The organism is Cryobacterium sp. Hz9 (genome assembly GCF_004402825.1).
Classification (GTDB): Bacteria; Actinomycetota; Actinomycetes; order Actinomycetales; family Microbacteriaceae; genus Cryobacterium; species Cryobacterium gelidum.
In genome coordinates this window covers 36,779-61,751 of sequence record NZ_SOFC01000008.1, presented here as the reverse complement: position 1 = coordinate 61,751, position 24,973 = coordinate 36,779, and the positions used below count along the sequence as shown (strand labels likewise).

19 protein-coding genes and 2 tRNA genes are annotated in these 24,973 nt (G+C 65.0%); 10 read left to right on the top strand and 11 right to left on the bottom strand.

Translation table 11 applies throughout. The annotated features are described in order from the left end of the window. Positions 1–4 precede the first annotated feature (4 nt). Entirely contained in the window at positions 5–3,415 is a 3,411-nt protein-coding gene (gene ileS / locus E3N85_RS02345) for an isoleucine--tRNA ligase (protein ID WP_241978280.1), read from the bottom strand. Between the two features lie 387 nt (positions 3,416–3,802). Here ileS and E3N85_RS02340 point away from each other — a divergent pair, with 387 nt between their 5' ends. The 7 genes from E3N85_RS02340 to E3N85_RS02310 all read left to right on the top strand — a co-directional run bounded on the left by E3N85_RS02340 (position 3,803) and on the right by E3N85_RS02310 (position 12,420). Next, positions 3,803–5,506 (top strand): ABC transporter substrate-binding protein, encoded by a 1,704-nt coding sequence (locus tag E3N85_RS02340; protein WP_134459001.1) that lies wholly within the window; start codon positions 3,803–3,805, stop codon positions 5,504–5,506. Next, the gene (locus E3N85_RS02335) at positions 5,491–6,468 is read left to right on the top strand and encodes an ABC transporter permease (protein WP_241978263.1); all 978 of its coding nucleotides are present in this window, start codon (positions 5,491–5,493) and stop codon (positions 6,466–6,468) included. Before E3N85_RS02340 ends, E3N85_RS02335 begins: the two co-directional genes overlap by 16 nt. After that, the gene (locus E3N85_RS02330) at positions 6,465–7,325 is read left to right on the top strand and encodes an ABC transporter permease (RefSeq protein ID WP_134458999.1); all 861 of its coding nucleotides are present in this window, start codon (positions 6,465–6,467) and stop codon (positions 7,323–7,325) included. Before E3N85_RS02335 ends, E3N85_RS02330 begins: the two co-directional genes overlap by 4 nt. Next, on the top strand, positions 7,322–8,971 hold the full coding sequence (locus E3N85_RS02325; protein ID WP_134458997.1) for an ABC transporter ATP-binding protein: 1,650 nt from the start codon (positions 7,322–7,324) through the stop codon (positions 8,969–8,971). Before E3N85_RS02330 ends, E3N85_RS02325 begins: the two co-directional genes overlap by 4 nt. A gap of 126 nt (positions 8,972–9,097) precedes the next feature. Then, entirely contained in the window at positions 9,098–11,692 is a 2,595-nt protein-coding gene (gene valS, locus E3N85_RS02320; RefSeq protein WP_134458995.1) for a valine--tRNA ligase, read from the top strand. Between the two features lie 8 nt (positions 11,693–11,700). After that, a complete protein-coding gene (locus E3N85_RS02315) occupies positions 11,701–12,147 on the top strand; it encodes a GNAT family N-acetyltransferase (protein ID WP_134458993.1) in 447 nt (148 codons plus the stop codon). Between the two features lie 3 nt (positions 12,148–12,150). Next, positions 12,151–12,420, top strand: coding sequence for a hypothetical protein (locus E3N85_RS02310; RefSeq protein ID WP_134458991.1), 270 nt, complete (start codon positions 12,151–12,153; stop codon positions 12,418–12,420). A 35-nt stretch (positions 12,421–12,455) separates the two neighbouring features. On the opposite strand, the gene E3N85_RS02305 is transcribed toward E3N85_RS02310, so the two are convergent. Further along, positions 12,456–13,289, bottom strand: coding sequence for a methyltransferase domain-containing protein (locus E3N85_RS02305; protein ID WP_134458989.1), 834 nt, complete (start codon positions 13,287–13,289; stop codon positions 12,456–12,458). Between the two features lie 63 nt (positions 13,290–13,352). On the opposite strand from E3N85_RS02305, the gene E3N85_RS02300 reads away from it, so the two are divergent. Together E3N85_RS02300 and E3N85_RS02295 are read left to right on the top strand one after the other, a co-directional pair. Further along, positions 13,353–15,416 (top strand): M3 family metallopeptidase, encoded by a 2,064-nt coding sequence (locus E3N85_RS02300; protein ID WP_134458987.1) that lies wholly within the window; start codon positions 13,353–13,355, stop codon positions 15,414–15,416. 93 nt (positions 15,417–15,509) lie between these two features. After that, entirely contained in the window at positions 15,510–16,280 is a 771-nt protein-coding gene (locus tag E3N85_RS02295; RefSeq protein ID WP_134458985.1) for a hypothetical protein, read from the top strand. Positions 16,281–16,317: 37 nt separating this feature from the next. Here E3N85_RS02295 and clpX read toward each other — a convergent pair whose 3' ends face one another. The 5 genes from clpX to E3N85_RS02270 form a co-directional block, all read right to left on the bottom strand. Next, positions 16,318–17,595 (bottom strand): ATP-dependent Clp protease ATP-binding subunit ClpX, encoded by a 1,278-nt coding sequence (clpX, locus tag E3N85_RS02290; RefSeq protein ID WP_134458983.1) that lies wholly within the window; start codon positions 17,593–17,595, stop codon positions 16,318–16,320. A gap of 133 nt (positions 17,596–17,728) precedes the next feature. Then, positions 17,729–18,388, bottom strand: a complete 660-nt coding sequence (locus tag E3N85_RS02285; RefSeq protein ID WP_241978279.1) for an ATP-dependent Clp protease proteolytic subunit — start codon at positions 18,386–18,388, stop codon at positions 17,729–17,731. 66 nt (positions 18,389–18,454) lie between these two features. After that, positions 18,455–19,051: an ATP-dependent Clp protease proteolytic subunit gene (locus E3N85_RS02280; protein ID WP_134458979.1), complete on the bottom strand. Its 597-nt coding sequence runs from the start codon at positions 19,049–19,051 to the stop codon at positions 18,455–18,457. A 181-nt stretch (positions 19,052–19,232) separates the two neighbouring features. Beyond that, entirely contained in the window at positions 19,233–20,636 is a 1,404-nt protein-coding gene (gene tig / locus E3N85_RS02275) for a trigger factor (RefSeq protein WP_166783830.1), read from the bottom strand. Between the two features lie 43 nt (positions 20,637–20,679). Continuing rightward, positions 20,680–20,753, bottom strand: a tRNA-Pro gene (locus E3N85_RS02270). Between the two features lie 184 nt (positions 20,754–20,937). Here E3N85_RS02270 and E3N85_RS02265 point away from each other — a divergent pair. Next, positions 20,938–21,011 (top strand) — tRNA-Gly (locus E3N85_RS02265). Between the two features lie 71 nt (positions 21,012–21,082). On the opposite strand, the gene E3N85_RS02260 is transcribed toward E3N85_RS02265, so the two are convergent. The 4 genes from E3N85_RS02260 to E3N85_RS02245 are packed head-to-tail and all read right to left on the bottom strand — an operon-like array spanning position 21,083 to position 24,872. Next, on the bottom strand, positions 21,083–22,675 hold the full coding sequence (locus E3N85_RS02260; RefSeq protein ID WP_134458977.1) for a multicopper oxidase family protein: 1,593 nt from the start codon (positions 22,673–22,675) through the stop codon (positions 21,083–21,085). Positions 22,676–22,735: 60 nt separating this feature from the next. After that, positions 22,736–23,737: an Fpg/Nei family DNA glycosylase gene (locus tag E3N85_RS02255; RefSeq protein ID WP_134458975.1), complete on the bottom strand. Its 1,002-nt coding sequence runs from the start codon at positions 23,735–23,737 to the stop codon at positions 22,736–22,738. Position 23,738: 1 nt separating this feature from the next. Beyond that, a complete protein-coding gene (locus E3N85_RS02250) occupies positions 23,739–24,242 on the bottom strand; it encodes a ribose-5-phosphate isomerase (protein WP_134458973.1) in 504 nt (167 codons plus the stop codon). A gap of 9 nt (positions 24,243–24,251) precedes the next feature. After that, positions 24,252–24,872 (bottom strand): DsbA family protein, encoded by a 621-nt coding sequence (locus E3N85_RS02245; RefSeq protein WP_134458971.1) that lies wholly within the window; start codon positions 24,870–24,872, stop codon positions 24,252–24,254. Positions 24,873–24,973: the final 101 nt, after the last annotated feature.

Here is a 24,973-nt window from a genome sequence, read left to right as displayed (position 1 = left end):
GTTCTCAGACAAGGATGGCTCCGTTCACGCGTGCGACGGCCACGATGACGGCGCCCAGATTGACATAGTGGTCGGCTTCGAATCGTACGTAGTGTTCGACGGGAGCGCCGACCCGGGCTTCGAGCCACTCTGACGGCAACTGGTCGGCAATCTTCCCGGTCGACGGGCGATGGGTGGAAAAGCTCGTAGCGAGGGTTTCTGCGGCCACGTTGACCCCGAGGGCACGGTCGAAGGAATCGGCATCCGCTTCGCTCTCAAACACCAGGTCGAGACGGATGCGGTCGCTCACCGAAAAACCGGCCGACTTGCGGGTGTCTTGCACGGCTCGAATGAGGTCACGGGCGAAGCCCTCAGCCTCGAGTTCAGGCGTGGTGCTCGTCGCGAGGAGCGCGAAACCGCCGCCGGGCAGCAGAGCCAGCGCGGCCTCTCCGTCACCGGTTTCGCTGTTCGCCTCGAGGGTCAGTTCGAATTCGCTCGGCTCGAGGGCGATGCCGCCGGCAGTGACGACGCCGTCGATCTCGCTCCAGTCTCCGGCGCGGGCGGCTTTGATGACCTGCTGTACCTGCTTGCCGAGACGCGGTCCGGCGGCGCGGGCGTTCACGACCAGCTTGCTCGTGACACCGTAGGCGGCGGCGCTGTCGTCTTCGAGCTCGATCAGGGTGACCGTCTTCACGTTGAGTTCGTCGCGGAGGATGCCGACGAAGGGCGTCAGTGCCTCGGTGTTGTCGGTGACGACGGTGAGGTTGGTCAGCGGCAGGCGCACCCGCAGGCCGGCCTGCTTGCGAAGCGACAGCACGGTGGAACTGATCAGGCGCACCTGATCCATCGCGGTGACCAGAACGTCGTCGGCGGGAAACAGTGTGACATCAGGCCAGTCTTCAAGGTGCACGCTGCGGCCGCCGGTGAGGCCCTGCCAGATGCGCTCGGTCACGAGGGGCAACAGCGGGGCAGCGACGCGGCAGACCGTTTCGAGAACGGTGTAGAGGGTGTCGAAGGCTTGGTGGGCGGTGGCCCCTTCAGGGGCTCCGCCCCAGAACCGGTCGCGCGACCGCCGCACATACCAGTTGGTGAGTACGTCGGCGAAGTCACGCAGGCGCGCGGCGGCAACGGTGCTGTCGAGTGCTTCGAGGTCGTTCGTGACGCCGACGATCAGGTCGCGGGTCCTGGCGAGCAGGTAGCGGTCCAGCACGTCGGTGGAATCGGTGCGCCAGGTGGCTTCGTAGCCCGCGGACCTCCCGGCATCCGCACCGGAGGCGTTGGCATAGAGGGAGAAGAAATACCAGGTGCTCCACAGCGGCAGCATGAGCTGACGGGCCCCCTCGCGGATGCCTTCCTCGGTGACGACAAGGTTTCCGCCGCGCAGCACCGGCGAGCTCATCAGGAACCAGCGCATGGCGTCGGCGCCGTCGCGGTCGAAGACCTCATTGACGTCGGGGTAATTGCGCAGCGACTTGCTCATCTTCTGGCCGTCGTTGCCGAGCACGATGCCGTGGCTGACCACGTTTTTGAACGCTGGTCGGTCGAACAGTGCAGTAGAGAGCACGTGCAGCAGGTAGAACCAGCCGCGGGTCTGCCCGATGTACTCGACGATGAAGTCGGCCGGGTTGTGCGCTTCGAACCATTCCCGGTTCTCGAATGGATAGTGCACCTGGGCGAAGGGCATCGAGCCGGAGTCGAACCAGACGTCGAGCACGTCATCGATGCGGCGCATCGTGGACTGGCCGGTGGGGTCGTCAGGGTTCGGCCGGGTGAGTTCGTCGATATAGGGGCGATGCAGGTCGGTGGGGCGCACGCCGAAGTCCGCCTCGAGCTCGTCGAGCGAGCCGTAGACATCCGTTCGGGGGTAATCGGGGTTGTCACTCTTCCAGACCGGGATGGGCGAGCCCCAGTACCGATTGCGGCTGATCGACCAGTCGCGGGCGTTGCCGATCCACTTGCCGAACTGGCCGTCTTTGACGTTTTCGGGAACCCAGTTCACCTCCTGGTTGAGTTCGACCATGCGCGGGCGGAAGTCGGTGACGCGCACGAACCAGCTCGACACGGCCTTATAGATGAGCGGGTTGCGGCAACGCCAGCAGTGCGGGTAGGAGTGCTCGTAGCTGGCCTGGCGCAGCAGCCGGCCGTTGGCTTTGAGCAACGCGGTGAGGGGCTTGTTGGCGTCGCTCCAGAGCTGACCGGCCACTTCAGGTATGTCACTCAGAAACTTTCCGCCGTCGTCGAGCGAGAGGATGACGGGGATTCCTGCGGCCTCACCGATCTTCTGGTCCTCTTCGCCGTAGGCGGGCGCCTGGTGCACGATGCCGGTGCCGTCGCTCGTGGTGACATAGTCGGCGACGAGGATGCGCCACGCGTTCTGGGTGCCCCAGATCGATGCGTCGGCGTAGTAGTCGAACAGGCGGTCGTAGGAGACCCCCTCGAGTTCGCTGCCGAGCACGGTGCGCGATACGGCAGCGGATGCCTCCGCTGCATTCTCGTAGCCGAGGTCTTTCGCGTAGTTGCCGACCAGGTCGATCGCGATGAGGTATTCGGCGCCGAGTACTTCTACCGAACCTTGCAGGGCGGTGGCCGACGAATCGGTGCCCTCGCGCAGCAACTCAGCGTCGGGCGTGCCGTGCGGGCCGGCCGGCACCACGGCGTAGACAATTGCGGGGCCTACGGCGAGCGCGAAGTTCGTCGGCAGCGTCCACGGGGTCGTGGTCCAGGCCAGGGCCCGGACCGCTGTGAGGCCGAGCGCTTCGGCTTTGGCGCCGATCAGCGGAAAGGTGACCGTGACGGTCTGGTCCTGGCGCATCTTGTAGACATCGTCGTCCATGCGCAGTTCGTGATTGGAGAGCGGGGTCTGGTCGCGCCAGCAGTACGGCAGTACCCGGTAGCCCTCATAGGCGAGGCCCTTGGTGTGCAGCTGCTTGAACGCCCAGATCACCGACTCCATGAATGTGATGTCGAGGGTCTTGTAGTCGTTGTCGAAGTCGACCCAGCGGGCCTGGCGAGTGACGTACTCTTCCCAGTCCTTGGTGTACTCGAGCACCGACTCGCGAGCGACAGCGTTGAACGCGGCCAGGCCCATCTCTTCGATCTGGCTCTTGTCGGTGATGCCGAGCTTGCGTTCGGCCTCGAGCTCGGCGGGCAGGCCGTGGGTGTCCCAGCCAAAACGGCGGTGCACCTGCTTGCCGCGCATGGTCTGAAACCGCGGGAACAGGTCTTTGGCGTAGCCAGTGAGTAGGTGGCCGTAGTGCGGCAGGCCGTTGGCGAAGGGTGGTCCGTCGTAGAAGGTCCATTCCTCGGCGCCGTCACGCTGGTCGATCGACGCCTGAAACGTGTCGTCACTCTTCCAGAAGGCGAGCACGTCGGCTTCCAGCGCGGGAAAGTTCGGCGACGGAACGATGTTCGCGCCGGGCGTTGGCTCGCCGTTCAGAGGGGTGGTGCCATTCGGGGCGTTGCGGTTCTTGGGGTACAAATTACTTCTCCTACCGGGACGGGTCACAGGGGCCCTGCTCCACGAGGACGAACGATTCTGTAGAAATCGCCGCGGTACCACCTCGCTTGCCGCCCACAACTGCCGGGCGACCGCTTGTTCACAGGCTGTAACGGGCCCGACTCGTTCGGTTCTACTGAGATGTTCCCCCGGGGGGTGAGCATCCGTTCTTCCGAAGACTTCCCGGTGATAGCCGGGTCATTGTCATTCGCGTTTGACTCTACCGGAACGCAGGCGGCGTTAGTGTTAAAGGCCGGTTCATTCGCACGAGGAGCCGGTTCAACGTGGTATCAACTCGGCAGCGAATGCCGGGGAAAGAGTTTGTGAATGCCTGCTCGGCCCGCCTTCCTTAGCCCCGCCCCAACTGGCACGCCGGCGCGAACCGTTACCCGGCGCACGACTCGCGCGCTCGGTCCCCTCGCCGGCCTGATCATCCTCGGGCTGCTCGTAGCCGGCTGCACCTCGGGCGGCTCGAATAAATCGGTCGGCGAACCAACGAGTGGCGGCACGCTCACCTATGCCTCGGGCGACGCCGAACCGAGCTGCCTCGACCCGCACGTCGGCGGAAACTTTCCCCAGGCACTGGTCAGCGCCCAGTACCTGGAATCGCTCGTGTCCCGTGACCGTGACGGCCAAATAATCCCCTGGCTGGCCGAATCCTGGACCGCGAGCCCTGACGGCCTGACCTGGGAATTCACCCTGCGCGACGACGTGACCTTCACCGACGGTACGGTTTTCGACGCGAGCGCGGTGCAGGCCAACATCGCTCATCTGCAAGACCCGACAACACTGTCATCGACCGGATATCTCGCCCTCGGCAAGGTCACCGGCACCGAGGCGGTCTCCCCCACCGTCGTGCGCTTCACCCTCAGCGAACCCGACAGTGCCCTGCTGGAATCGCTGTCCCAGCCGTGGCTCGCCATCGAATCACCTGCGGCGCTCGAACGCAGCCAGGACGAGAATTGTGCTGCCCCGGTCGGCACCGGCCCGTTCATCGTTGAGAGCTGGGTGAAGCAGAACGCCATTACCCTGGTGCGCAACGATGACTACGTGTCCCCGCCGGAGGATGCCGGCCATTCCGGACCTGCCTACCTCGACACGGTCATCTGGCGGTTCATCCCCGACTCCGCCTCGCGGTACGCGGCCTTGCAGTCCGGCGAGGTCGACGTGATCGACAACGCCCAGCCCGACACGATCGTGCAGGCCGAGCAGAGCGATTCCATCGAGAATCTCGACTCACCGCGGCCCGGCTCGTCCAACCGCATCGAACTGAACTCGGGCAAGGCCCCTTTCGACGATGTGCGCGTTCGTGAGGCGTTCATCCGGTCGACCAATGCCGACGACTCCGTGTCGAGCCTGTTCCAGGGCACGGCGACCCGGTCGTACTCGGCACTGTCGAGCGTTGAGGCCACCGCGGTGTCGAACGCCGCCCTGTTCGACTACGACCCCGCCGCCGCCGAGAAACTCCTCGACGCCGCCGGCTGGACCGAAACGGATGCCGACGGGTACCGCGTCAAAGATGGCGTGCGGCTGTCGGTGGAGTTTCCGGTGAGCACGAACCAGTCCATTCCGGCCGAGCAGAGCGTGTTCGAGCAGATTCAGGCCACGGCGAAGGCCACCGGTTTCGAGGTCAACCTGAGCCCGATGGACCTGTCCAGCTGGTACGCCGCCCTCGGCAGCAACGACTACGACGCGGTAAGCGCGCCGTACACCAAGGTCGGTCCCGACGTGCTGCGCATTCTGTACCACTCCGACAGCATCGTGCCAGCACCGAGCGGCTACTTCGCCAATCTTGCCCAGGTCAACGACCCCGCGATCGATGAGCTGCTCACGGCGGCGGCACAGACCACGGATGCCACCCAGCGCACCTCGCTCTACGCCGACGCCCAAAACCGCATTCTGGAGGGGTTCTACATCCTGCCGCTGTACGACCAACAGAATCATTTTCTGCTGCGCAGCGACGTGGTGGGCCTTCGCACCCTGCCGACTGTTTCCGTGCCCACGCTCTATGACGCGTGGCTGAACCGATAGGGCCTCGCCGGGCCGCGCTTCGCACATTCGTGCGGGTGCTCGGCCGTGTGGCAGCCCGGTTGGCCGGCGCGGTCTTCGTGCTGTGGATGGTGGCTACCATCACCTTCCTCGCCGTGCGCCTCATTCCGGGTGACCCGGCGCAGGCGGTGCTCGGTGGCCCCGGATCGCAGGCTTCGCCCGAAGCCCTCGCGATGGTGAGCGCCGAGTACGGTTTCGACCAGCCGGTGATCGTGCAGTATTTCAACCAGCTCGGCCGCCTCGCGACCGGCGATCTCGGGCGGTCGTACGCCCTCAACATGGACGTCGGACCACTCGTGCTGAGCCAGCTCGGCGGGACCCTGCTGCTGGCCGTTCTTGCCCTCACCCTGGCCTGGCTGCTCGCTCTGGCTCTCGCCACCTGGTCGACCCGCGGCGGCACGATCGCCGCCCGGGTGGGGTCGAGCCTCGAAATCGTCGCGGCCGCGCTGCCGCATTTCTGGCTCGCCACCTCGTTGATCGTCGTGTTCAGCATCGGGCTCGGTGTGCTTCCGCCGATCAGTACCGGCGGCGTCGCCGGGATCGTACTGCCGGTGCTCACGCTGGCGATTCCCCTGGCCGGCTTTCTCGGCCAGATCATGCGTGAATCGCTGCTCGTCGCCCTGGAGAGTCCCTTCGTGCTCTCGGCCAGCGCCCGGGGCGAGAGCGAGCTGGGGGTGCTCTGGATCCACGCGTTGCGCCACGCCGCCCTCCCCGCGATCAGTCTCTCCGGGTGGGCGTTCGGCTCGCTGATCAGCGGCGCGGTCGTCGTTGAAACCATCTTTGCCCGCCCGGGACTTGGCCGCACCCTGCTCAACGCGGTCACCCTGCGCGATGTCCCGGTAGTGATCGGCGTCGTCATGACCGTCGCCGTCGTCTACATTCTGATGACCCTGTTGACGGATGCCGCCAGCCACCTGGTCGATCCCCGATTGCGTCTGACATGAGCGACCTCGAAGTGCAGGCCGGCCTCGCGGCCCAATCCCGCCAATCCGGTCCGTCGCGGCGTCTCGGCGCGGCCGAGGCAGCGGCCGGCGTTCTCGCCCTGTTCCTGTTGGTGTCGGCGGTCGTGCCGCACTTTCTGGCCCCGGGTGACCCCCTCGCCATCGACCCGCTGTCAGCGTTTCAACCGCCGAACCTCGCCCACGGCTTCGGCACCGACGAATCGGGACGGGACATTTACACCCGGGTGGTGCACGGCACGCAGTACTCCCTGGTGATCGGTGCTGCCGCCACCGCGATCGGCCTGTCCCTCGGCATTGTTCTGGGGACCCTGGCCGGAATGCTGGGCCGCGTCGTCGATTTCACCATGAACCGGTTTCTCGAGGTGCTGTTCGCATTTCCCGGGCTGCTGCTGGCGCTGCTCTTCATCGTTATTTTCGGCCCCGGCGTGGCAACGGCGACGATCGCCGTCGGACTGTCGACCGCCCCCGGGTACGCCCGCATCATTCGCGCCCAGCTGATCACCGTGCGGTCGGCAGCGTTTGTCGAGGCAGCGACCGTGCTCGGGCGCACCCGGTGGCAGATTCTGTTGCGTCACATTCTGCCCAACACCCTCGCGCCTCTGTTCGTGCTCGCTACCCTCGGCGTCGGCCAAGCCATCGTCTGGGCCGCAACGCTCAGCTACCTCGGGCTCGGCGCCGAGCCGCCGACCGCGGAGTGGGGCGCCATGCTCTCGGCCGGGCGCACATACATCACCTCGGCCTGGTGGATGAGCTTCTTTCCGGGCTTGTTCATCGTGCTGACCGCCGTGACCGCCACGGTGCTCGGCCGCAGCATCGATCGTCGAATGAGGCACGCATGAGTGAAGCACCGGCAGCGCTGACCGTGCGCAATCTACGGGTGGGGTTCGGCACGGCCGAGCCTCTGGTTCGCGGCGTGTCCTTCGACATCGCCCCGGGCGAGTGCCTGGCCATCGTGGGTGAATCCGGCTCGGGTAAGAGTGTGACCGCCCGCAGCGTACTCGGGCTCGCCGGGGCGCATGCCCGGGTCACCGCCGACCGTCTCGAGCTCGGCGGGCAGAGCGTGCTCGGCCTGACCGACCGCGCCTGGCGTGCACGGCGCGGCCGAGACGTGGGATTGGTCTTGCAGGACGCCCTGGTCTCGCTCGATCCGCTGAGGCCGATCGGCCGGGAGATTGCCGACTCGCTGCGCCTGCACACCACGCTCGGTGCCACAGCGCGTGCACGTCGCGTCCTCGAGCTGCTCGACGCCGTCGGGCTGCCAGATCCCGAGTTGCAGGTGCGCAAGCTCTCCGGGCAGCTCTCGGGCGGCGAACGCCAGCGGGCGCTCATTGCCGCAGCGATTGCGCTGAACCCACCCCTGCTCATCGCCGACGAACCGACGACGGCGCTCGACGTGACCGTGCAGGCGCAGATTCTGGCGCTGCTCGAGCGCATCACCCTGGGCGGCACCGCCGTACTGCTGATCAGTCACGACCTCGCCGTCGTGAGTCGCATCGCGCACCGGGTCGCGGTGATGCACGACGGCCGGCTCGTGGAAACCGGCCGCACCGCGCAAGTTTTGGGGTCGCCCCGACAGGAGCAGACCCGGCGAATGGTTGCGGCTATCCCCGCCGACAAGCCGCGCGGCACCCGGCTCAGCCTAGCCGAGCGGCGCGACACACCCAGCATCCCCGGCACCTCGGCCGTTACCCCCACAGGGATTCCTCATGACAGCACCGTCGTTCTCGAAGCGATCGAGCTGGCGAAGAGTTTTCGACGCCCGGACGGCAGCCGGCAGCTCGCCGTCGACAATGTCTCGTTCGCGCTGAACCGCGGCAGCACACTCGGAATCGTCGGCGAGTCCGGCTCCGGCAAAACCACGACCGCGCGCCTCCTGCTCGCTTTGCTGGCGCCCGAACAGGGCGAGGTACGGGTGTTCGGCCAGCCGTGGAGCGCGGCCAGCGAGAAGACCCGGCGCGGGCTGCGGGCATCCGTGGGGGCCATCTATCAGGATGCCCTGGGCTCGTTCGATCCGCGGTGGAGCGTCGCCGAGATCCTCACCGATGCCCTCGGCGTGCGGCATGAGCACCGCGCGCCGCAGACGACGGCGCGGCTGCGTTCCCTGCTCGACGAGGTCGGCCTCGCCGCCACCGTGCTACCCCGACGACCGCTGGAGCTCTCCGGCGGACAGCGGCAGCGGGTCGGCATTGCCCGGGCGTTGGCCGGCCGACCCGAGATTCTCATCTGCGACGAACCCGTCTCGTCCCTCGACGTGAGCGTGCAGGCCCAGGTGCTCGATCTGCTGGACGACGTGCAGCGGGAACGTGCCCTGAGCCTGGTCTTCATCTCACACGACCTCGGTGTCGTGCAGCACGTCAGTGATCACATCGCGGTCATGCGGGCGGGGCGCATCGTGGAGATCGGCCCGGCGGCACGCGTGTTTGCCGCTCCGCAGCATCCGTATTCTGCGCAGTTGCTCGCCGCCGTGCCCCGACTGTCGACCTGAACGATGCGCTTTCCAGGCTTTTGAGAAGCCCCCGTTCGGGGGAAAAGGCCCGATCGGGTAGATTAGACGGGCACGCTCAGGCACCTCACCATCGACACGGTGCCGAATATACCGAACCGGAGAGTTATGACCCACGCCGACCGCGTCCCCGAGAAGCCCGCCCTCGAAGGGCTCGAAGCTAAGTGGGAGACCCGCTGGGAGACCGACGGCACCTACCGTTTCGCTCGGGAGAACGCCACCCGCGAGACGATCTACTCGATCGACACTCCCCCGCCGACCGCGTCGGGCTCGCTGCACATCGGTCACGTGTTCTCGTACACCCACACCGACGTCGTCGCCCGTTTTCAGCGCATGCGCGGCAAGAACGTGTTCTACCCGATGGGCTGGGACGACAACGGACTGCCCACCGAGCGTCGCGTGCAGAACTACTACGGCGTGCGCTGCGACCCCTCGCTTCGCTACACCGAGAACTTCGTTCCACCGTTCGAGGGCGGCGACGGCAAGAGCGTCAAGGCCGCCGACCAACTTCCAATCAGCCGTCGCAACTTCATCGAACTGTGCGAAACCCTCACTAAAGAAGATGAGAAGCAGTTCGAAGCACTCTGGCGCACCCTCGGCCTGAGCGTCGATTGGACCCAGACCTACCGCACTATCGGCCGGGAGGCGCTGTTCACCTCGCAGCTCGCCTTTCTCGGCAACGTCGCACGCGGCGAGGCCTACCAGGCCATGGCCCCCACCCTGTGGGACGTCACGTTCCGCACCGCGGTGGCCCAGGCTGAGCTCGAAGACAAAGAGATGCCCGCCGCGTACCACCGGGTGTCATTCACTAAGCCCGACGGCGGCACGATCGAGATCGAGACGACCCGACCCGAGCTGCTGCCGGCCTGTGTGGCGCTCGTCGCGCATCCCGATGACGAACGGTACAAGCACCTGTTCGGCACCACGGTGACCACCCCGGTGTTCGGTGTCGATGTTCCCGTGCTCGCGCACCACCTCGCCCAGAAAGACAAGGGTTCAGGCATCGCCATGATCTGCACCTTCGGCGATGTGACCGACGTGGTCTGGTGGCGCGAACTCGACCTGCCCAACCGCGCCATCATGGGGTTCGACGGTCGCATCATCGCCGAGGTCCCCGAGGTGATCACCTCCGAAACCGGCCGCGCCGCCTACGCCCAGCTCGCCGGCAAGACCGTCTTCTCCGCCAAGCAGGCTGTCGTGGAGCTCCTTCGAGCTAGTGGCGACCTGATCGGTGATCCCAAGCCGATCGTGCACGCGGTCAAGTTTTTCGAAAAGGGCGACAAGCCGCTCGAAATCGTCTCCACCCGGCAGTGGTACATCCGCAACGGTGCCCGCGATGAGAAGCTGCGTGCGCGACTGCTCGAACATGGCACCGAGCTGGCCTGGCACCCCGAATTCATGAAGGTGCGCTACGACAACTGGGTCAACGGCCTCACCGGCGACTGGCTCGTCTCCCGCCAGCGTTTCTTCGGCGTGCCGCTGCCGGTCTGGTACCCGCTCGACGCCGACACCAATCCCGTCTTCGACCAGCCGATCGTCGCCACCCGCGACCTGTTACCGGTCGACCCCTCATCGGATGTCGCCCCCGGCTACACCGAAGACCAGCGCGGCCAGGCCGGCGGCTTCATCGGCGAAGTCGACGTCATGGACACCTGGGCCACCTCCTCGCTCACCCCGCAGCTGGCCGGTGGCTGGGAGCGCGACCCGGAGCTGTTCAACCTGGTCTTCCCCTACTCATTGCGCCCGCAGGGTCAGGACATCATTCGCACCTGGTTGTTCTCCACCCTGCTGCGCGCGGAACAGCAGCACGGAACGTCGCCGTGGCAGCACGCCGCACTCAGTGGCTTCATCGTAGATCCCGACCGTAAGAAGATGTCCAAGTCGAAGGGCAACGTGGTCACCCCGGCCGACATGCTCGAGCTGCACGGTTCCGACGCGGTGCGCTACTGGGCGGCATCCTCTCGCCTCGGCACCGACGCAGCCTTCGACCCCAAAAACCCGACGCAGATCAAGATCGGCCGACGTCTCGCCATCAAGATTCTCAACGCGAGCAAGTTCGTCTCCATGTCGCAGGGCAGCCGTACGGCCCCGATCACCGAACCGGTCGATCAAAGCATGCTGGCTGGCCTCGCCGCGGTCGTCGCCCAGGCTACAACCGCGTTCGAGAACTACGATCACGCGCGTGCACTGGAGACCACGGAGAGTTTCTTCTGGACCTTCTGTGACGACTACCTCGAGCTGGTCAAGGAACGCGCCTACGGCGAGCCCGGACCGGAACAGGCGTCGGCCGTGGCCGCGCTGCGCACCGCGCTGGCCACACTGCTCCGCCTGTTCGCACCGTTCGTTCCGTTCGCCACCGAAGAAGCGTGGTCCTGGTCGAACGACGGCTCGGTGCACACCGCGCCGTGGCCGGTCGCGGCCGACCTGCTCGGCAGCGACGACATCGCCACCGGCAATATCGCCCTGCTCGATCTGGCCAGCCGCGCACTGACCGGTATCCGTCGTGCCAAAACGGATGCGAAAGCGTCGCAAAAATCTGAGGTGGACTCCGCTGTGATCTGCGGTGCACCCGCCGAGATCGCACTACTTACCCTGGCCGCCTCCGATCTCAAAGCAGTCGGTCGCATTCAGGAACTGACTTTTGTCGAGGGCAGCGAACTCGCTGTTACCGATATCGTGTTTGCCACCGTGTTGGAAAGCTAGGAGACCAGATGTCAGTAACTGTGCGCCCGCTGGGCGATAAGGACTTTTTCGCTTGGCTGGGCCTGTTCGAGGGCTACAGTACATTCTACGAAAGCGAGTTGACCGATCAGAAAGCCCTGCAGGTGTGGAGCTGGATCATCGACACGAACAACGCCCTCTCCGGTGCCGTTGCGGTTAACGACGACGGTGACTTCGTCGGCTTCGCGCATTACCGATCCGTGCCGCGCACGCTCAGCGGCGACCTCGCCCTGTTCCTCGACGATCTCTACGTTGCCGAGGACTCTCGCGGTCAGGGTGTCGGCACCCTGTTGATGGAATTCAGCAAGGCCTACGCGCGTCAGCACAAGCTGTCCCTGATTCAGTTGTTGACCGGCGCTGACAACGCGACCGCGCAGGTGCTCTACGACCAGCTCGGTACCCGGACCGACTGGGTCACCTACGAAATCGACGTCTAGACCATGCAGTTGGGCACCCGATGGCCCCTCGGCGGCACTCTGCCGACTGGGCTGCCACACGTGGTCGAAATCGCCGTGCGGGCCGTCGAAGAGGATCTGACGGCCCTGGCCGTTGATACCAGTACCTGGCGGTGGACACTGACGTGGCTCGAAGCCAAGCCGGTGATCGAGCTCGACGATGGCACCGTCATCCGCTTCAACCCGGTGGATGACAGCGCGACCATCACGCAGCCATCGACCGCCGTCGATGACGACGATGAGGAATGGATCTAAGCCACTCGGTGGTGGTCGGGGTCTCTGTCTTTCGCTCAGGCGTGGGCGAGAACTTCGCCGTGCGGCATTCCGAACCAACCGTTCGGGTCACGCACCCACTCGCGCCAGGCCGCGGCCATCCGTTGGAGATCGGCCAGGTCGGCCACCCCGGATTCGATGGCGTGTGCCGCGAAGCTGGACTCGGTCACCCGCACCGCCCACGATTCGCCCCACCACTCACGCTCCGCATCGGAGGCGAAACACCAGATGGATGCGCTGCTGCGCACGTCGGTAAATCCCGCTCCTCGTGCCCACGCCTTGAGCGATCGGCCGGCATCGGGGTCTCCGCCGTTCCAGTAGTGCACCTCGCGGTAGACCCGTATCCAGTCGGCGAGGCCACCACTGCTCGGGGCGATAATGACTCCCCCGTAGTCAACGTCACGGGCGGCGAACACCCCACCGGGCCGCAGCACCCGTCGAATTTCCTCCATCGCTGCGATCGGCTTGGCCAGATGCTGCAGCACCTGGTGCGCGTGCACGAAATCGAAGGTCGCGTCCGCAAAGTCGAGCGCGTAGACGTCACCGACCTGAAAACTCACGTTGTGCACCCCGTCGTCGGCGGCCAGCCCGGCCGCACGATCGACGATATCCCTCGACGCGTCGATGCCGACGACCCGGCCCGGAGCAAGCCGGCGGGCCAGGTCGACGGTGATCGTGCCAGGGCCGCAGCCGACATCGAGTAACACGCCCCCGCCGCGCAGTTCCGGAATCAGGTAAGCGGCCGAGTTGGCGACCGTGCGCCAGGTATGCGAGCGCAGGACGCTTTCATGGTGCCCGTGCATGTATTCATCACGTGGGGCGGACTCTGAGCTTTCGTTCAGGTGTGTCATGGTGAGATCCTACGCGCAGCCAGCCGGGCCGGCCGGGCTGGCGGCTGTGGCTAGTGTGGAGGCATGGCATCCACCGCGAACAATCCTTTTTTCGCCCGCAGCACACTGCCCTACCAATTGCCGGCCTTCACCGAGATAACCGACGAGCACTACCGGCCGGCTTTTCTCCGGGGCATGACCGAACAGCTCGTCGAGGTCGGCGTCATCACCGGCACCACGGATGCCCCCACCTTCGCGAACACGCTCCTCGCCCTGGAGCGGAGCGGACGGACGCTCGCGCGGGTCGCCGAGGTCTTCTTCAATAAGAGCTCGTCCGATTCGAGCGATTTCACCGCTGGACTCGAGGAAGAACTCGCGCCGTTATTGGCTGCCCACGCCGATACGATCCGTCTCGACCCTGCGCTGTACTCGCGCATCGCCACCCTGCACGCCCAGCGCACGAGCCTCGATCTTGACGCCGAGTCGCTCTACTTGGTCGACCGCTACTTCACCGAGTTCACGCTCGCCGGGGCCGGGCTGAGCGACGATGAGAAGCAGACGCTGCGTGATCTCAACGCGCGTCTGTCGACCCTCACCACACGTTTCGACAAGAATTTGCTCGCCGACACCAATGAACTCGCACTCATCATCGACGACGTATCCGACCTCGACGGGCTCACTGACGGCGAGATCTCGGCCGCGGCCGAGGCCGCCAGGGAACGCCAGCTCGACGGCAAATACCTGATCAGTCTCGTGCTCCCCACCTCGCACCCATACCTCGCGAGCCTCACCAACCGGGGGGTGCGGGAACGGCTGCTCGCCGCGAGCCGAGCGCGCGGCATTCGCAGCGATGCGGCCGGAGCTGGCAACGATAACCGCCCGCTCGTGATCGAGATCACCCACCTGCGCGCCCAGCGCGCCCGGCTGCTGGGGTTCGATAGCCATGCCGCCTACGTGACAGCCGACGAAACCGCCAAGACTCCCGGCGCCGTCTGGGATATGCTCGGCCGCCTCGCGCCGGCCGCGGCCCGCAATGCGCGGGTGGAGCAGGCCGACCTGCAGGCCGTGATCGATGCGGAGGGCGCCGGGTTTGAGCTGGCCGCCTGGGACTGGGCGTTCTACACCGAGAAGGTGCGCCGGGCCAAGTATGACGTCGATACCGCGGCCATGCGCCCGTACTTTGAGCTCGAAAACGTGCTCGCCAACGGGGTGTTCTATGCCGCCAACCGGCTGTACGGGCTCACCTTCACCGCTCGGCCCGACCTGATCGGCTGGCACCCCGAAGCACGGGTCTTCGAGGTCGCCACCGAGGGCGGTTCCCCGGTCGGGCTGTATATCGGCGATTTCTACACCCGCGACTCCAAGCGCGGCGGGGCCTGGATGAACGCCTTGGTCTCCCAGTCCACGCTGCTCGGCACCGACACAACCGTGGTCTGCAACAACCTCAACGTGTCCAAACCGGCCGCCGGCCAGCCCACGCTGCTCACCTACGACCAGGTGACCACCCTGTTCCACGAGTTCGGCCATGCCCTGCACGGGCTGCTCGCCCGCGCGACCTTCCCCAAATTCTCCGGCACCAATGTCTACCGTGACTTCGTGGAATTTCCCAGCCAGGTCAACGAAATGTGGATGCTCTGGCCCGAGGTGCTCGCCAACTACGCCCGCCACTACGAGACGGGCGAGGCCATGCCGCAGCAGCTCGTCGACCGCATCCAGGCGTCGGCCGCCTTCAACGAGGGCTTCCTGACCAGCGAATACCTCGCGGCCGCTCTCCTCGACCAGGCCTGGCACCGCATCGACGCCGGCACGATTATCACCGACGTGGCGCGGTTCGAAGCGGATGTCCTCGCTTCGGTCGGCCTCGACAACACGTCCGTCCCCACCCGCTACTCGAGCACCTACTTCGCCCACACATTCTCGGGCGGGTACGACGCGGGCTACTACTCCTACATCTGGAGCGAAGTGCTCGACGCCGACGCCGTCGAATGGTTCAGGGACAATGGCGGCCTGACGCGCGCCAACGGCGAACGCTTTCGCAACCGCCTGCTCGGAGTCGGTGGCACCAAGGATCCGCTCGAGGCGTACCGCCACTGGCGCGGCCGCGACGCCGACCTGCAGCCGCTGCTCGACCGCCGAGGTCTCAACTAGGCGCAGCGCACTCGCGGCCAACCGAGATAGACCATCCGTCTACCCCGAAATTGAGGATGCGCGGCGGGCGTGCCGGCCGTAGGCTACATGGCCATGGACACCCAGACAGTTCTCGCTCAGGGCACGGGTCGGCGGCGGGTTTTCTGGGTTGCCGCCACCGCTTTCGCCGCCATGCTCGTGGTCGGGCTCGTCGCGCACTTCTTACGGGAGAACATCGACAGCACGGCCCCGACCTGGCGTGGTCTGAGTGGGCTGGCTGGTCTGCTCTACGCTGACGGTGAAGCAAATCTGTGGGCTTGGGCTTCTGGCCTGCTCCTGGCCGGCATCGGGGTATCCCTGGCCGCCGTCGGCTTCGCCGCTCGAAATGAGCGACACCGCAGTGCGCCCTATTTCGTACTCGCCGCCCTCGCCCTCACGCTGTCCGCCGACGAGATCGCGCAACTGCACGAAAAACTTGCCCGCTTTGATTTCGATACCGATTTCACTTTCGCCTGGCTCAGCGTCGGTGTGCCCGTAGCCATCGTGGTCGGCCTGATCGTCCTCTGGATCGCCCGAAGAATTGATCGACAGCTGCGTCGTCGTCTCATCGTCGCTGGGACCTTTTTTTTGCTCGGAGCGGTCGGCTTCGAGGCCATCGGCGGCATCGTGATCCGTGGACAACTCAACGACCTCGCGCGGACCAGTCTGCCCTACCATCTGCTGGTCGGTATCGAGGAGGGGCTCGAGGTGACCGGAGCGCTCCTCGCGCTGGCCGCTGCCCTGTCAGCGCTGACCGTTGAACGCACGACCGCTGGAATACTGGTGCGCACTCGATTCGGCCGAGAGGCCAACGATGCCTTGAAACGTACGACCGTATCCCCGTGAGCGCAGGCTTGAAACACACCCCGGTGCGCGTTTTCGGTTAGGCCGACTTCACCTGGCGAGTAGTGTGCAGCACCATCTCGGCGGGGGCGTTGTTCAGCACGGTGTCGCGCGTGATGATGACCCGCTCCACGTCGGTGCTGGAGGGCACCTCGAACATGACCGGGCCAAGCACCTCTTCGAGAATGGCGCGCAGCCCACGGGCGCCGGTCTTTCGGAGCACGGCGAGGTCCGCGATGGCTTCCAGAGCCGGCTGCTCGAATTCCAGCTCCACGCCGTCGAGCTCGAACATGCGCTGGTACTGCCGAACCAGTGCGTTCTTGGGAACGGTCAGGATCTGCATGAGCGCTACCTGGTCGAGCTGGGTGACCGTCGTCACGACGGGAAGTCGGCCAATGAACTCGGGAATCAGCCCGAACTTGTGCAGGTCTTCCGGCAGAACCTCACTGAACAGGTTGATGTCGTCGCCCTTGATGTGCAGCGGAGCCCCGAATCCGATGCCCTTTTTACCGGCGCGAGACGAGATGATATCTTCGAGCCCAGCGAAAGCGCCGGCCACGATGAACAACACGTTCGTAGTATCGATCTGAATGAATTCCTGGTGCGGATGCTTGCGGCCACCCTGCGGGGGCACCGACGCGATCGTGCCCTCGAGAATCTTCAGGAGCGCCTGCTGCACGCCTTCGCCCGACACATCGCGCGTGATCGACGGGTTCTCGGCCTTGCGGGCGATCTTGTCGATCTCATCGATGTAGATAATGCCGGTCTCGGCCCGCTTGACGTCGTAGTCTGCGGCCTGAATCAGCTTGAGCAGGATGTTCTCTACGTCTTCGCCGACGTAGCCCGCCTCGGTGAGCGCCGTCGCATCCGCTACCGCGAAGGGAACGTTGAGGCGTTTGGCCAACGTCTGGGCAAGGTAGGTCTTGCCGCAGCCAGTCGGTCCGATCAGCAGAATGTTCGACTTGGCGATCTCGACGTCGTCGTGGATTGCCTCGGCGGCGGTGAGCGTCGCCCGGGACCGCACGCGCTTGTAGTGGTTGTACACGGCCACGGCGAGGGCGCGCTTGGCGGGTTCCTGACCGATGACGTATTCCTCCAGGAAGCCGAAGATTTCTTTGGGCTTGGGAAGGTCGAATTCGCCAGAGCTGGCTTCAGAGCCAGCTTCAGCCAGGCGCTCTTCGATGATCTCGTTGCACAACTCGACGCATTCATCGCAGATGTACACGCCGGGGCCGGCGATGAGTTGTTGCACCTGCTTCTGGCTCTTTCCGCAGAAGGAACACTTGAGCAGGTCGGCACTTTCACCGATTCGGGCCATGTCAGCCTCCTCCATTGGTCTCGCTGCACTCGAGCCTAGCCTGTGCATCCGACAGTTACGTGCAGCACGCCACAAACCGAAACGGCGCGCCGCCCGAAGGCAACACGCCGTTCTTGCCGTTTCAGGCCACAGGCTATTTGACGAGCATCGGGAGGTTCTTGCGGCTGGTCAAGACCTGGTCGATGAGACCATATTCGAGGGCCTCTGCCGCGCTCATGATCTTGTCGCGGTCGATGTCCTTGTTGACCTGCTCAACGCTTCGGTTGGAGTGGTGGGCGAGGGTCTCTTCGAGCCAGACCCGCATGCGCAGAATCTCCGCCGCCTGGATCTCGATATCCGAGGCCTGGCCGCCGCCCTGGCCGCCGACCGAGGGCTGGTGAATCAGGATGCGGGCGTTCGGCAGGGCGAGACGCTTGCCCGCGGTGCCGCCAGCGAGCAACACGGCCGCAGCGGACGCTGCCTGGCCGAGGCATACGGTCATCACGTGCGGGCGAATGTACTGCATGGTGTCGTAGATCGCCGTCATGGCGGTGAAAGATCCACCGGGTGAGTTGATGTACATCGTGATGTCGCGGTCCGGGTCCTGGCTCTCGAGTACGAGGAGCTGGGCCATCACGTCGTCGGCGGACGCGTCGTCCACCTGCACGCCGAGAAAGATGATGCGGTCTTCGAACAGCTTGGCGTACGGGTCCTGGCGCTTATACCCGTAGGCGGTGCGTTCTTCGAAGGTAGGCAGGATGTACCGGGATTCGGGCGCGCCAGAATGAGTCGAGTTCGTGGTCGAGCCGCCCATCGAGCTGTAGGCCGTTCCACCGAATGTGGGGATAGTCATGATTTCTTCCTGTTCAGTTTCGGTGGACTACTTGGTGGCGTCGGGGTCGGTGCCGCCGCCGCCGATGACGTCCGAAGCGGAGGCGCGGAGGTGGTCGACGAAGCCGTACTCGAGGGCTTCCTGAGCACTGAACCAGTTGTCGCGGTCACCGTCGGCGTTGATCTGCTCGGCAGTCTTACCGGTCTGCGCTGCCGTGATCTCCGACAGTCGCTGCTTCATGTCGAGGATGAGGCGGGCCTGGGTCTGGATGTCGGCGGCGGTGCCACCGAAGCCGCCGGACGGCTGGTGCAACAGCACCCGGGCGTTCGGGGTGATGTAGCGCTTGCCCTTGGTGCCCGAGGTGAGCAGGAACTGACCCATCGAGGCCGCCATACCGATTCCGACGGTGACGATGTCGTTCGGTACGAACTGCATGGTGTCGTAGATCGCCATTCCAGCAGTGATCGAACCGCCGGGAGAGTTGATGTAGAGGTAGATGTCGCGCTTCGAGTCTTCGGCTGCCAGCAACAGGATCTTGGCGCAGATCTCGTTGGCATTTTCGTCACGGACCTCTGAGCCGAGCCAGATGATGCGGTCCTTCAGCAGTCGGTCAAATACACCGTTAGTGGGTGTCGGGTCGGCCATGTCGTGCTCCGTTTCAGTTGTCGCTTCTCAATGAATCTATCGGAGCCGGCGAGCCAAAACGGCTCTGTTCGCCCTCGGCAGATTACGAGCCGTCGGACACAGTTCCTTGCAGCATGCAAAAGGCCGGCTGGAAGGAATCCAGTCGGCCCGTGCACGCCGTTAGACGGTGCTGTGCTCGCGCCTACTTTGTGGCAGCGGCTTTCTTCTTCTTGGGCTTCTCTTCGACCGCGGCGTCAGCGTCGGCGGGCGAAGCCTCGTCGGCGTCGCTGACTGCGGCATCTTCGAGAGCAGCGTCGTCGTCGTCGGCGTCAACCGGACCGGTGAATTCGCTCAGGTCGACGGGCTTGCCGTTGGAGTCAACGACCTCGGCCTTGCCCAGGGCAATCGCGAGAGCCTTATTGCGGGCAACCTCGGCGACCATCGACGGAATCTGACCGTTGGTGTTGAGCGTCTGCACGAACTCGCTCGGGTCCATGCCGTACTGGCTGGCGCCCTGGATCAGGTACTGGGTGAGCTCGTCCTGGCTGACCTTGACCTGCTCAGCTTCGGCGATCGTGTCGAGCAGGATCTGTTGACGGAACGTCTTCTCGCTGGCTTCGGTGACCTCGGCGCGGTGCGTGTCGTCTTCGAGGCGGCTTTCACCTTCGAGGTGGCGGTTCACCTCGTCGAGGATGATCGCGGCGGGAATCGGAACCTCAACCGAACCGAGAAGCGTCTCGATGAGACGCTCGCGGGCCTGACTGCCCTGGCCGAAGGCCTTGGACTTCTCGACCTGAACCTTGAGGCTCTCGGTCAGCTCGTCAATCGTGTCGAACTCACTCGAGATCTGCGCGAAGTCGTCGTTGGCCTCGGGAAGCTCGCGCTCCTTGACGGCGATGACCGTGATCGTGATCTCGGCCGTCTCACCCTCGTGGTCTCCACCCATGAGGTCGGAGTTGAAGGTGGTGGTCTCGCCGGCGCTGAGCGAATCGAGCGCCTCGTCGATGCCCTCGATGAGGTCGCCGGAACCGATCTCGTAGGAGATACCGCTCGCAGTGTCGACCTCTTCGCCGTCGATCGCAGCGTTCAGGTCGATCTGCGCGAAGTCGCCGGTCTTGGCAGGCCGGTCGACGGTGATCAGCGTGCCGAAGCGGCTGCGCAGCTTGTCGAGTTCTTCGGCAACTTCCTCGTCGGAAACGGCGACGGCGTCGACGGTGAGCTTGAGGCCGTCGTAGCTGGGCAGGTCGATTTCGGGGCGCACATCGACCTCGATGGCGAGGAGCAGGTCACCGGAGAAGTCCGTGTTGCTCGGCCATTCGACGATGTCAGCCTCGGGACGACCCAGCGGGCGCAGCTTGTTCTCTTCGACGGCCGCGCGGTAGAAACCGTCGAGACCTTCATTGACGGCGTGCTCCAGAACGGCAGCCTTGCCGACGCGCTGGTCGATGATCGCGGGCGGAATCTTTCCCTTACGAAAACCGGGGATGTTGATGTCTTCGGCAATGTGGCCGTAGGCATGGGTGATGGCTGGCTTCAGCTCGTCGGGGCTCACCGTGATGGTGAGCTTGGCGCGCGTGGGGCTCAGTTTTTCGACCGTGGACTTCACTCGGGACTCTCCTGTGTATTGAAACGGTGTGCTGCGGGTAATGTCGGGGCGACAGGAATTGAACCTGCGACTTCTCGCCCCCAAAACGAGCGCTCTACCAAGCTGAGCTACGCCCCGGATCTACTTCGACCCGTTGGTACTACTTTGTTGGGGAACCAATCTGTTGGCGCAGGCGAAAGCTCACGACAGGCGGATTGACCTCGGCCAGTCTAATGCACGCCTGTCGAGCGGATACGCGCGGACTGGCAATCCGCACCCGGTTTCCTGTACTACGCTGTTCGAGTGCTCAAGTATTGGGCCTGGGGACGTAGCTCAATGGTAGAGCCTGAGTTTTCCAAACTTATGACGCGGGTTCGATTCCCGTCGTCCCCTCCACAGTGCGGTAACCGCACCAGAGCCGCCAGCGTGACGCTGGCGGCTTTCGTCCATTAAGGGGATGCTCGCAGCTAGTGACCGTGGGCCGCCCCGAGCACACGCGGTCCGCTGCCGACGGCCCGGTTCGACTGCGGCCCCTTGGCGTTGTGCGCGCTCGGAGGGATGCCGGCCCGTTCTCCGGGCTTCACCACGACGAATTGACCCATCATCCCGGCATTCTCATGCGACAGCATGTGGCAGTGGAACATGTACGGAAAGTCAGGGTCCGTATATTCCGGGAACTGCATGATGAGTTCGTAGCGCACCCCGGGCTCGAGGTAGATCGTGTCCTTCCACCCCAGGAGTTCAACCGGCGGAGGCTCGGTGCCCACGCGCAGCACCTGAAACTGCACGGCGTGCACGTGAAAGTTGTGCGGTAACGGCATGGCGTTGTCGACGGTCCAGACCTCGGTGGCGCCGGCGTCGATGGTCTCGTCGATGCGAGTCATGTCCATCAGGCGATTGTTGATCGTGTAGCCGTTGAGGGTGAAGAAGCGCTCGGCCGTGGCATCCTCTCGCTGCAAGGGTTCGATGGTCGCGAGGTTCTCGGAGGTGTCACCGATGCTGCTGAGTGTGTCGGCCGCGCGAAGTTCCATCACGTCGAGCGTGTCATCGCCGGCGTTGCGGGTCGCGGCTTTGGCCGAGGTGCCCAGATCGGGCGGGCTCGACTGCAGGTTCACGGTCTCGCCCGGCGTCAGTCGCACGAGAACTTCGGCCCGCTCCCCCGGTGACAAGCGGATGCCCGCCATCGGTGCCGCCGCAGTGAGCAGTCCCCCGTCCGTTCCGATCAGGTCAAAGGACCGGCCGTCGCTGAACCCGAAGTCATAGACGCGCGCCGACGACCCGTTCACCAGGCGCAGGCGCACGACCTCGGTCGTCACGTCAAGGAACGGTGCGAGTGTGCCGTTGACGAGCAGCTCATCGCCGATCGGACCGATGTAGCCGCGCACGTCGGTGGCGAACTGACCTTTCGCATCAAAACGCCGGTCCTGCACCACCACGGGAATGTCGTCGACGCCGTAGCTGCGCGGTAGGTTGAGTGCCGCCTCTTCGTCGTCCTGCACCAAAAACAAGCCGGCCAGGCCCATCTCCACCTGATGCTCGGTTTTGCCGTCGGGGTGCGGGTGGTACCAGAGCGTCGCGGCGGGCTGGTCGATCGTGAAGTTCGGGCTCCACTGGACTCCCGGTTCGACCATCTGGTGCGGGCCGCCGTCCATTTCGGCGGGCAGGCTCATACCGTGCCAGTGCACGGTCGTTGCCTCGTCGAGGTCGTTATTCACGTTGATCCGCACGTCTTCGCCGCGCTCGGCGACGAGGGTCGGGCCGAGGTAGCTACCGTTGTAGCCCCAGGTGTCGGTGCTGACGCCCGGCACGAACTCGGTCGTACCCGCCTGGGCGGTGAGGTCAAAGACGCGCTCACCCGCGGCATTCATGGTCGACCTGGCCAGGGGCGGGATCGCGAGTGGATTCACGAAGTCGACGGTGCCGACGGTGTCAATCACGCCGGCGCCAGTGTCGCTCGAGCACGCGGCCAGGTTCACGACCAGCACGACCGCGCCGACGACGGCACCACTGACCAGGGTTGCAACTCGACGGCGGGGGCCGGTAAATCGACGGTGGAGCATGGTTCTATTTTCGCAGCCTGCCCGACGCTCTGACACCTCCGCGCTAGCGAGCAGGAGCGGTCACGCCTGGCATCGCGGGCACCAGTACAGTTTGCGGGCCGCCATTTCTTCGAGCACGATATGCGTACCGCAGACGCGGCATGGCAGGCCTTCGCGTTTGTATACCCAGTGCCGATCGGCCCGATGCTTCATGGCACGTCGGTATCCCGCGCCCTCGAGCTTGTCCATGGTCATCATCTGGCCGGTTGCCACCCCTATGTTTAAAAGGTGTGCCCAGTCCTGCCAGAGGGCGCGCACGGTGTCGTCACCGAGCGACTTGCCCGGGGTGTGCGGGTTGAGACCGGCACGAAAGAGCATCTCGGCGCGGTACACGTTGCCGATGCCGCTGACCACGCTCTGGTCCATCAGCAGTCGGCCGATCGGCGTCGGCTTCTTGCGCACGACGGTCACGAAGCGTTCCTCGGCCTCGGGGGTGTTGTCCAGTTCCGGGTCGGGTCCGAGCCTGGCGAGGACGGCGGCGACCTGGGCCGGGTCGAGCACCTCACACGCGGTCGGTCCGCGCAGGTCGGCGCACACCGTGTCGGTCAGCAGCCGCACCCGCACCTGGCCGACCGGCTCGGGGGGAAACGTGTCGGTGAAGTCGATCTCCTTCTCCTGCTCCGACATGCGCACCCGGGTGCTGCGCGGCGCCCCGATGCTGAAGATCGAATTTTCACCGTCCACGTCAAAGGTCGCAGCTGTGGTCCCCGCCGCGACCTTGGTACCGTGCTGGTTGGTCTGGCCCATCCGGCCGTTGGCCGAGGCCATCGTGGCATCCATGAGAATCTCACCGTTGAAATCCCAGGCACCGTACAGTCCCAAATGGATGCGCAGCCACAGTCCATGGTCGAACTCCAGAAACATCTGCTTACCGACGGCGCGGGCATCCGTTATCGTATGGCCGTCAAGCTGCTCGGCACCGGCCGCAAAGCGGCCCTGTGGTGACGACACGGTGACCCGGTGACCGACGAAATTGCGCTGAAATTGTCGGGTGATGCGGTGAACGGAGTGCCCCTCGGGCACCTCAGCGCACGACGCCTTCGACGTTCACGCCTTTTCCCGCGATCGTTCCCGTTTGCTCGTATTCACCGAGCTGACGGATCCGACGCTCGTGACGCTCCTCGTCACTGAACGGCTCGGCAATGAAGGCGTCGATGAAGCCGGTGGCCTCCGCGATCGTGTGTTCGCGGGCGCCGATCGAGATGACGTTGGCGTCGTTGTGTTCGCGCGCTAGCCGGGCGGTGCTCAGGTTCCAGACCAGGGCTGCACGCACACCGGACACCTTGTTCGCGGCCATCTGCTCGCCGTTACCCGAGCCGCCGAACACGACTCCGAGCGCCTCGATTCCGCGTTCACGGTCGTCGACGGTGGCCTGCGCGGCATTGATGCAGAACGCGGGGTAGTCATCGAGGGCGTCGTAGCCCGTGGGCCCATGGTCGATGACCTCGTGGCCGGCGGCACGCAGGTGCGTGCTCAAGTGGTGGCTGAGGTCGAGACCTGCATGGTCCGTGGCGATGTGGATGCGCATGTGATCAGTCTATTTAGAACTGGCCGCCCGGGTGAAAATCGGTTCGCGGGTGCGGCTGCGTTTGAGCTCGAAGAATCCGTCGTAACTGGCCAGCGCCACGACGCCGTCCCACAGGGCCAGTGCAGCATCACCCATGGGTGCCGGGGAGATGACGGGGCCGAAGAAGGCGACACCATTGACCGCGATCACCGGGGTGCCCACGTCCTGGCCGACCCGATTGATGCCGTCGAAGTGACTCGCCCGCATCTGGCGGTCATACTCACTGCTGTCGGCGTGAGCCGCGAAGGCGGCTGGCAGGCCGACCTCGGCGAGCGCGGCCGGGATGACCTCAGCGGGGTTCGTGTTGCCGCCCGGGTGAATCCGTTCGCCGAGCGCGTCGTAGAGCGCCTTGACCATCGTCTGGCCGTGCAGTTCAGCAGCAGCGGCCACAAGGCGGGTGTACTTGAGCGCCCGCGGAAAGAACGCCGCATAGTCCTCGCTCACCTCCTGGTCTTCGTTGAGCACGGCGAGGCTCATCACGTGCCAGGTCACGTCGAATTCACGCAGGCGGGCGACTTCGTCGACCCAGCGCGAAGTCATCCAGGCCCAGGGGCACGAGGGGTCAAACCAGAAATCCACTGAAACGGTCATCTGACCAGCCTAGGCGGGTTCATTGCGGCTCGGTCATCGCCGTCGCTTAGACCTGCCATTAGGGCTTTGCCCCCCATTCGGGTATCGTAGGGGGGTTGAAA

What these genes read in the sequence shown, in the direction of transcription:
- E3N85_RS02280 (WP_134458979.1), bottom strand. Translation starts at nt 19,051, where the DNA reads ATGGCCGACCCGACACCCACTAACGGTGTATTTGACCGACTGCTGAAG.
- valS (WP_134458995.1), top strand. Translation starts at nt 9,098, where the DNA reads ATGACCCACGCCGACCGCGTCCCCGAGAAGCCCGCCCTCGAAGGGCTC.
- E3N85_RS02300 (WP_134458987.1), top strand. Translation starts at nt 13,353, where the DNA reads ATGGCATCCACCGCGAACAATCCTTTTTTCGCCCGCAGCACACTGCCC.
- E3N85_RS02340 (WP_134459001.1), top strand. Translation starts at nt 3,803, where the DNA reads ATGCCTGCTCGGCCCGCCTTCCTTAGCCCCGCCCCAACTGGCACGCCG.
- E3N85_RS02295 (WP_134458985.1), top strand. Translation starts at nt 15,510, where the DNA reads ATGGACACCCAGACAGTTCTCGCTCAGGGCACGGGTCGGCGGCGGGTT.
- E3N85_RS02250 (WP_134458973.1), bottom strand. Translation starts at nt 24,242, where the DNA reads ATGCGCATCCACATCGCCACGGACCATGCAGGTCTCGACCTCAGCCAC.
- E3N85_RS02305 (WP_134458989.1), bottom strand. Translation starts at nt 13,289, where the DNA reads ATGACACACCTGAACGAAAGCTCAGAGTCCGCCCCACGTGATGAATAC.
- E3N85_RS02285 (WP_241978279.1), bottom strand. Translation starts at nt 18,388, where the DNA reads ATGGGCGGCTCGACCACGAACTCGACTCATTCTGGCGCGCCCGAATCC.
- E3N85_RS02245 (WP_134458971.1), bottom strand. Translation starts at nt 24,872, where the DNA reads ATGACCGTTTCAGTGGATTTCTGGTTTGACCCCTCGTGCCCCTGGGCC.
- E3N85_RS02260 (WP_134458977.1), bottom strand. Translation starts at nt 22,675, where the DNA reads ATGCTCCACCGTCGATTTACCGGCCCCCGCCGTCGAGTTGCAACCCTG.
- clpX (WP_134458983.1), bottom strand. Translation starts at nt 17,595, where the DNA reads ATGGCCCGAATCGGTGAAAGTGCCGACCTGCTCAAGTGTTCCTTCTGC.
- E3N85_RS02330 (WP_134458999.1), top strand. Translation starts at nt 6,465, where the DNA reads ATGAGCGACCTCGAAGTGCAGGCCGGCCTCGCGGCCCAATCCCGCCAA.
- E3N85_RS02315 (WP_134458993.1), top strand. Translation starts at nt 11,701, where the DNA reads ATGTCAGTAACTGTGCGCCCGCTGGGCGATAAGGACTTTTTCGCTTGG.
- E3N85_RS02325 (WP_134458997.1), top strand. Translation starts at nt 7,322, where the DNA reads ATGAGTGAAGCACCGGCAGCGCTGACCGTGCGCAATCTACGGGTGGGG.
- E3N85_RS02310 (WP_134458991.1), top strand. Translation starts at nt 12,151, where the DNA reads ATGCAGTTGGGCACCCGATGGCCCCTCGGCGGCACTCTGCCGACTGGG.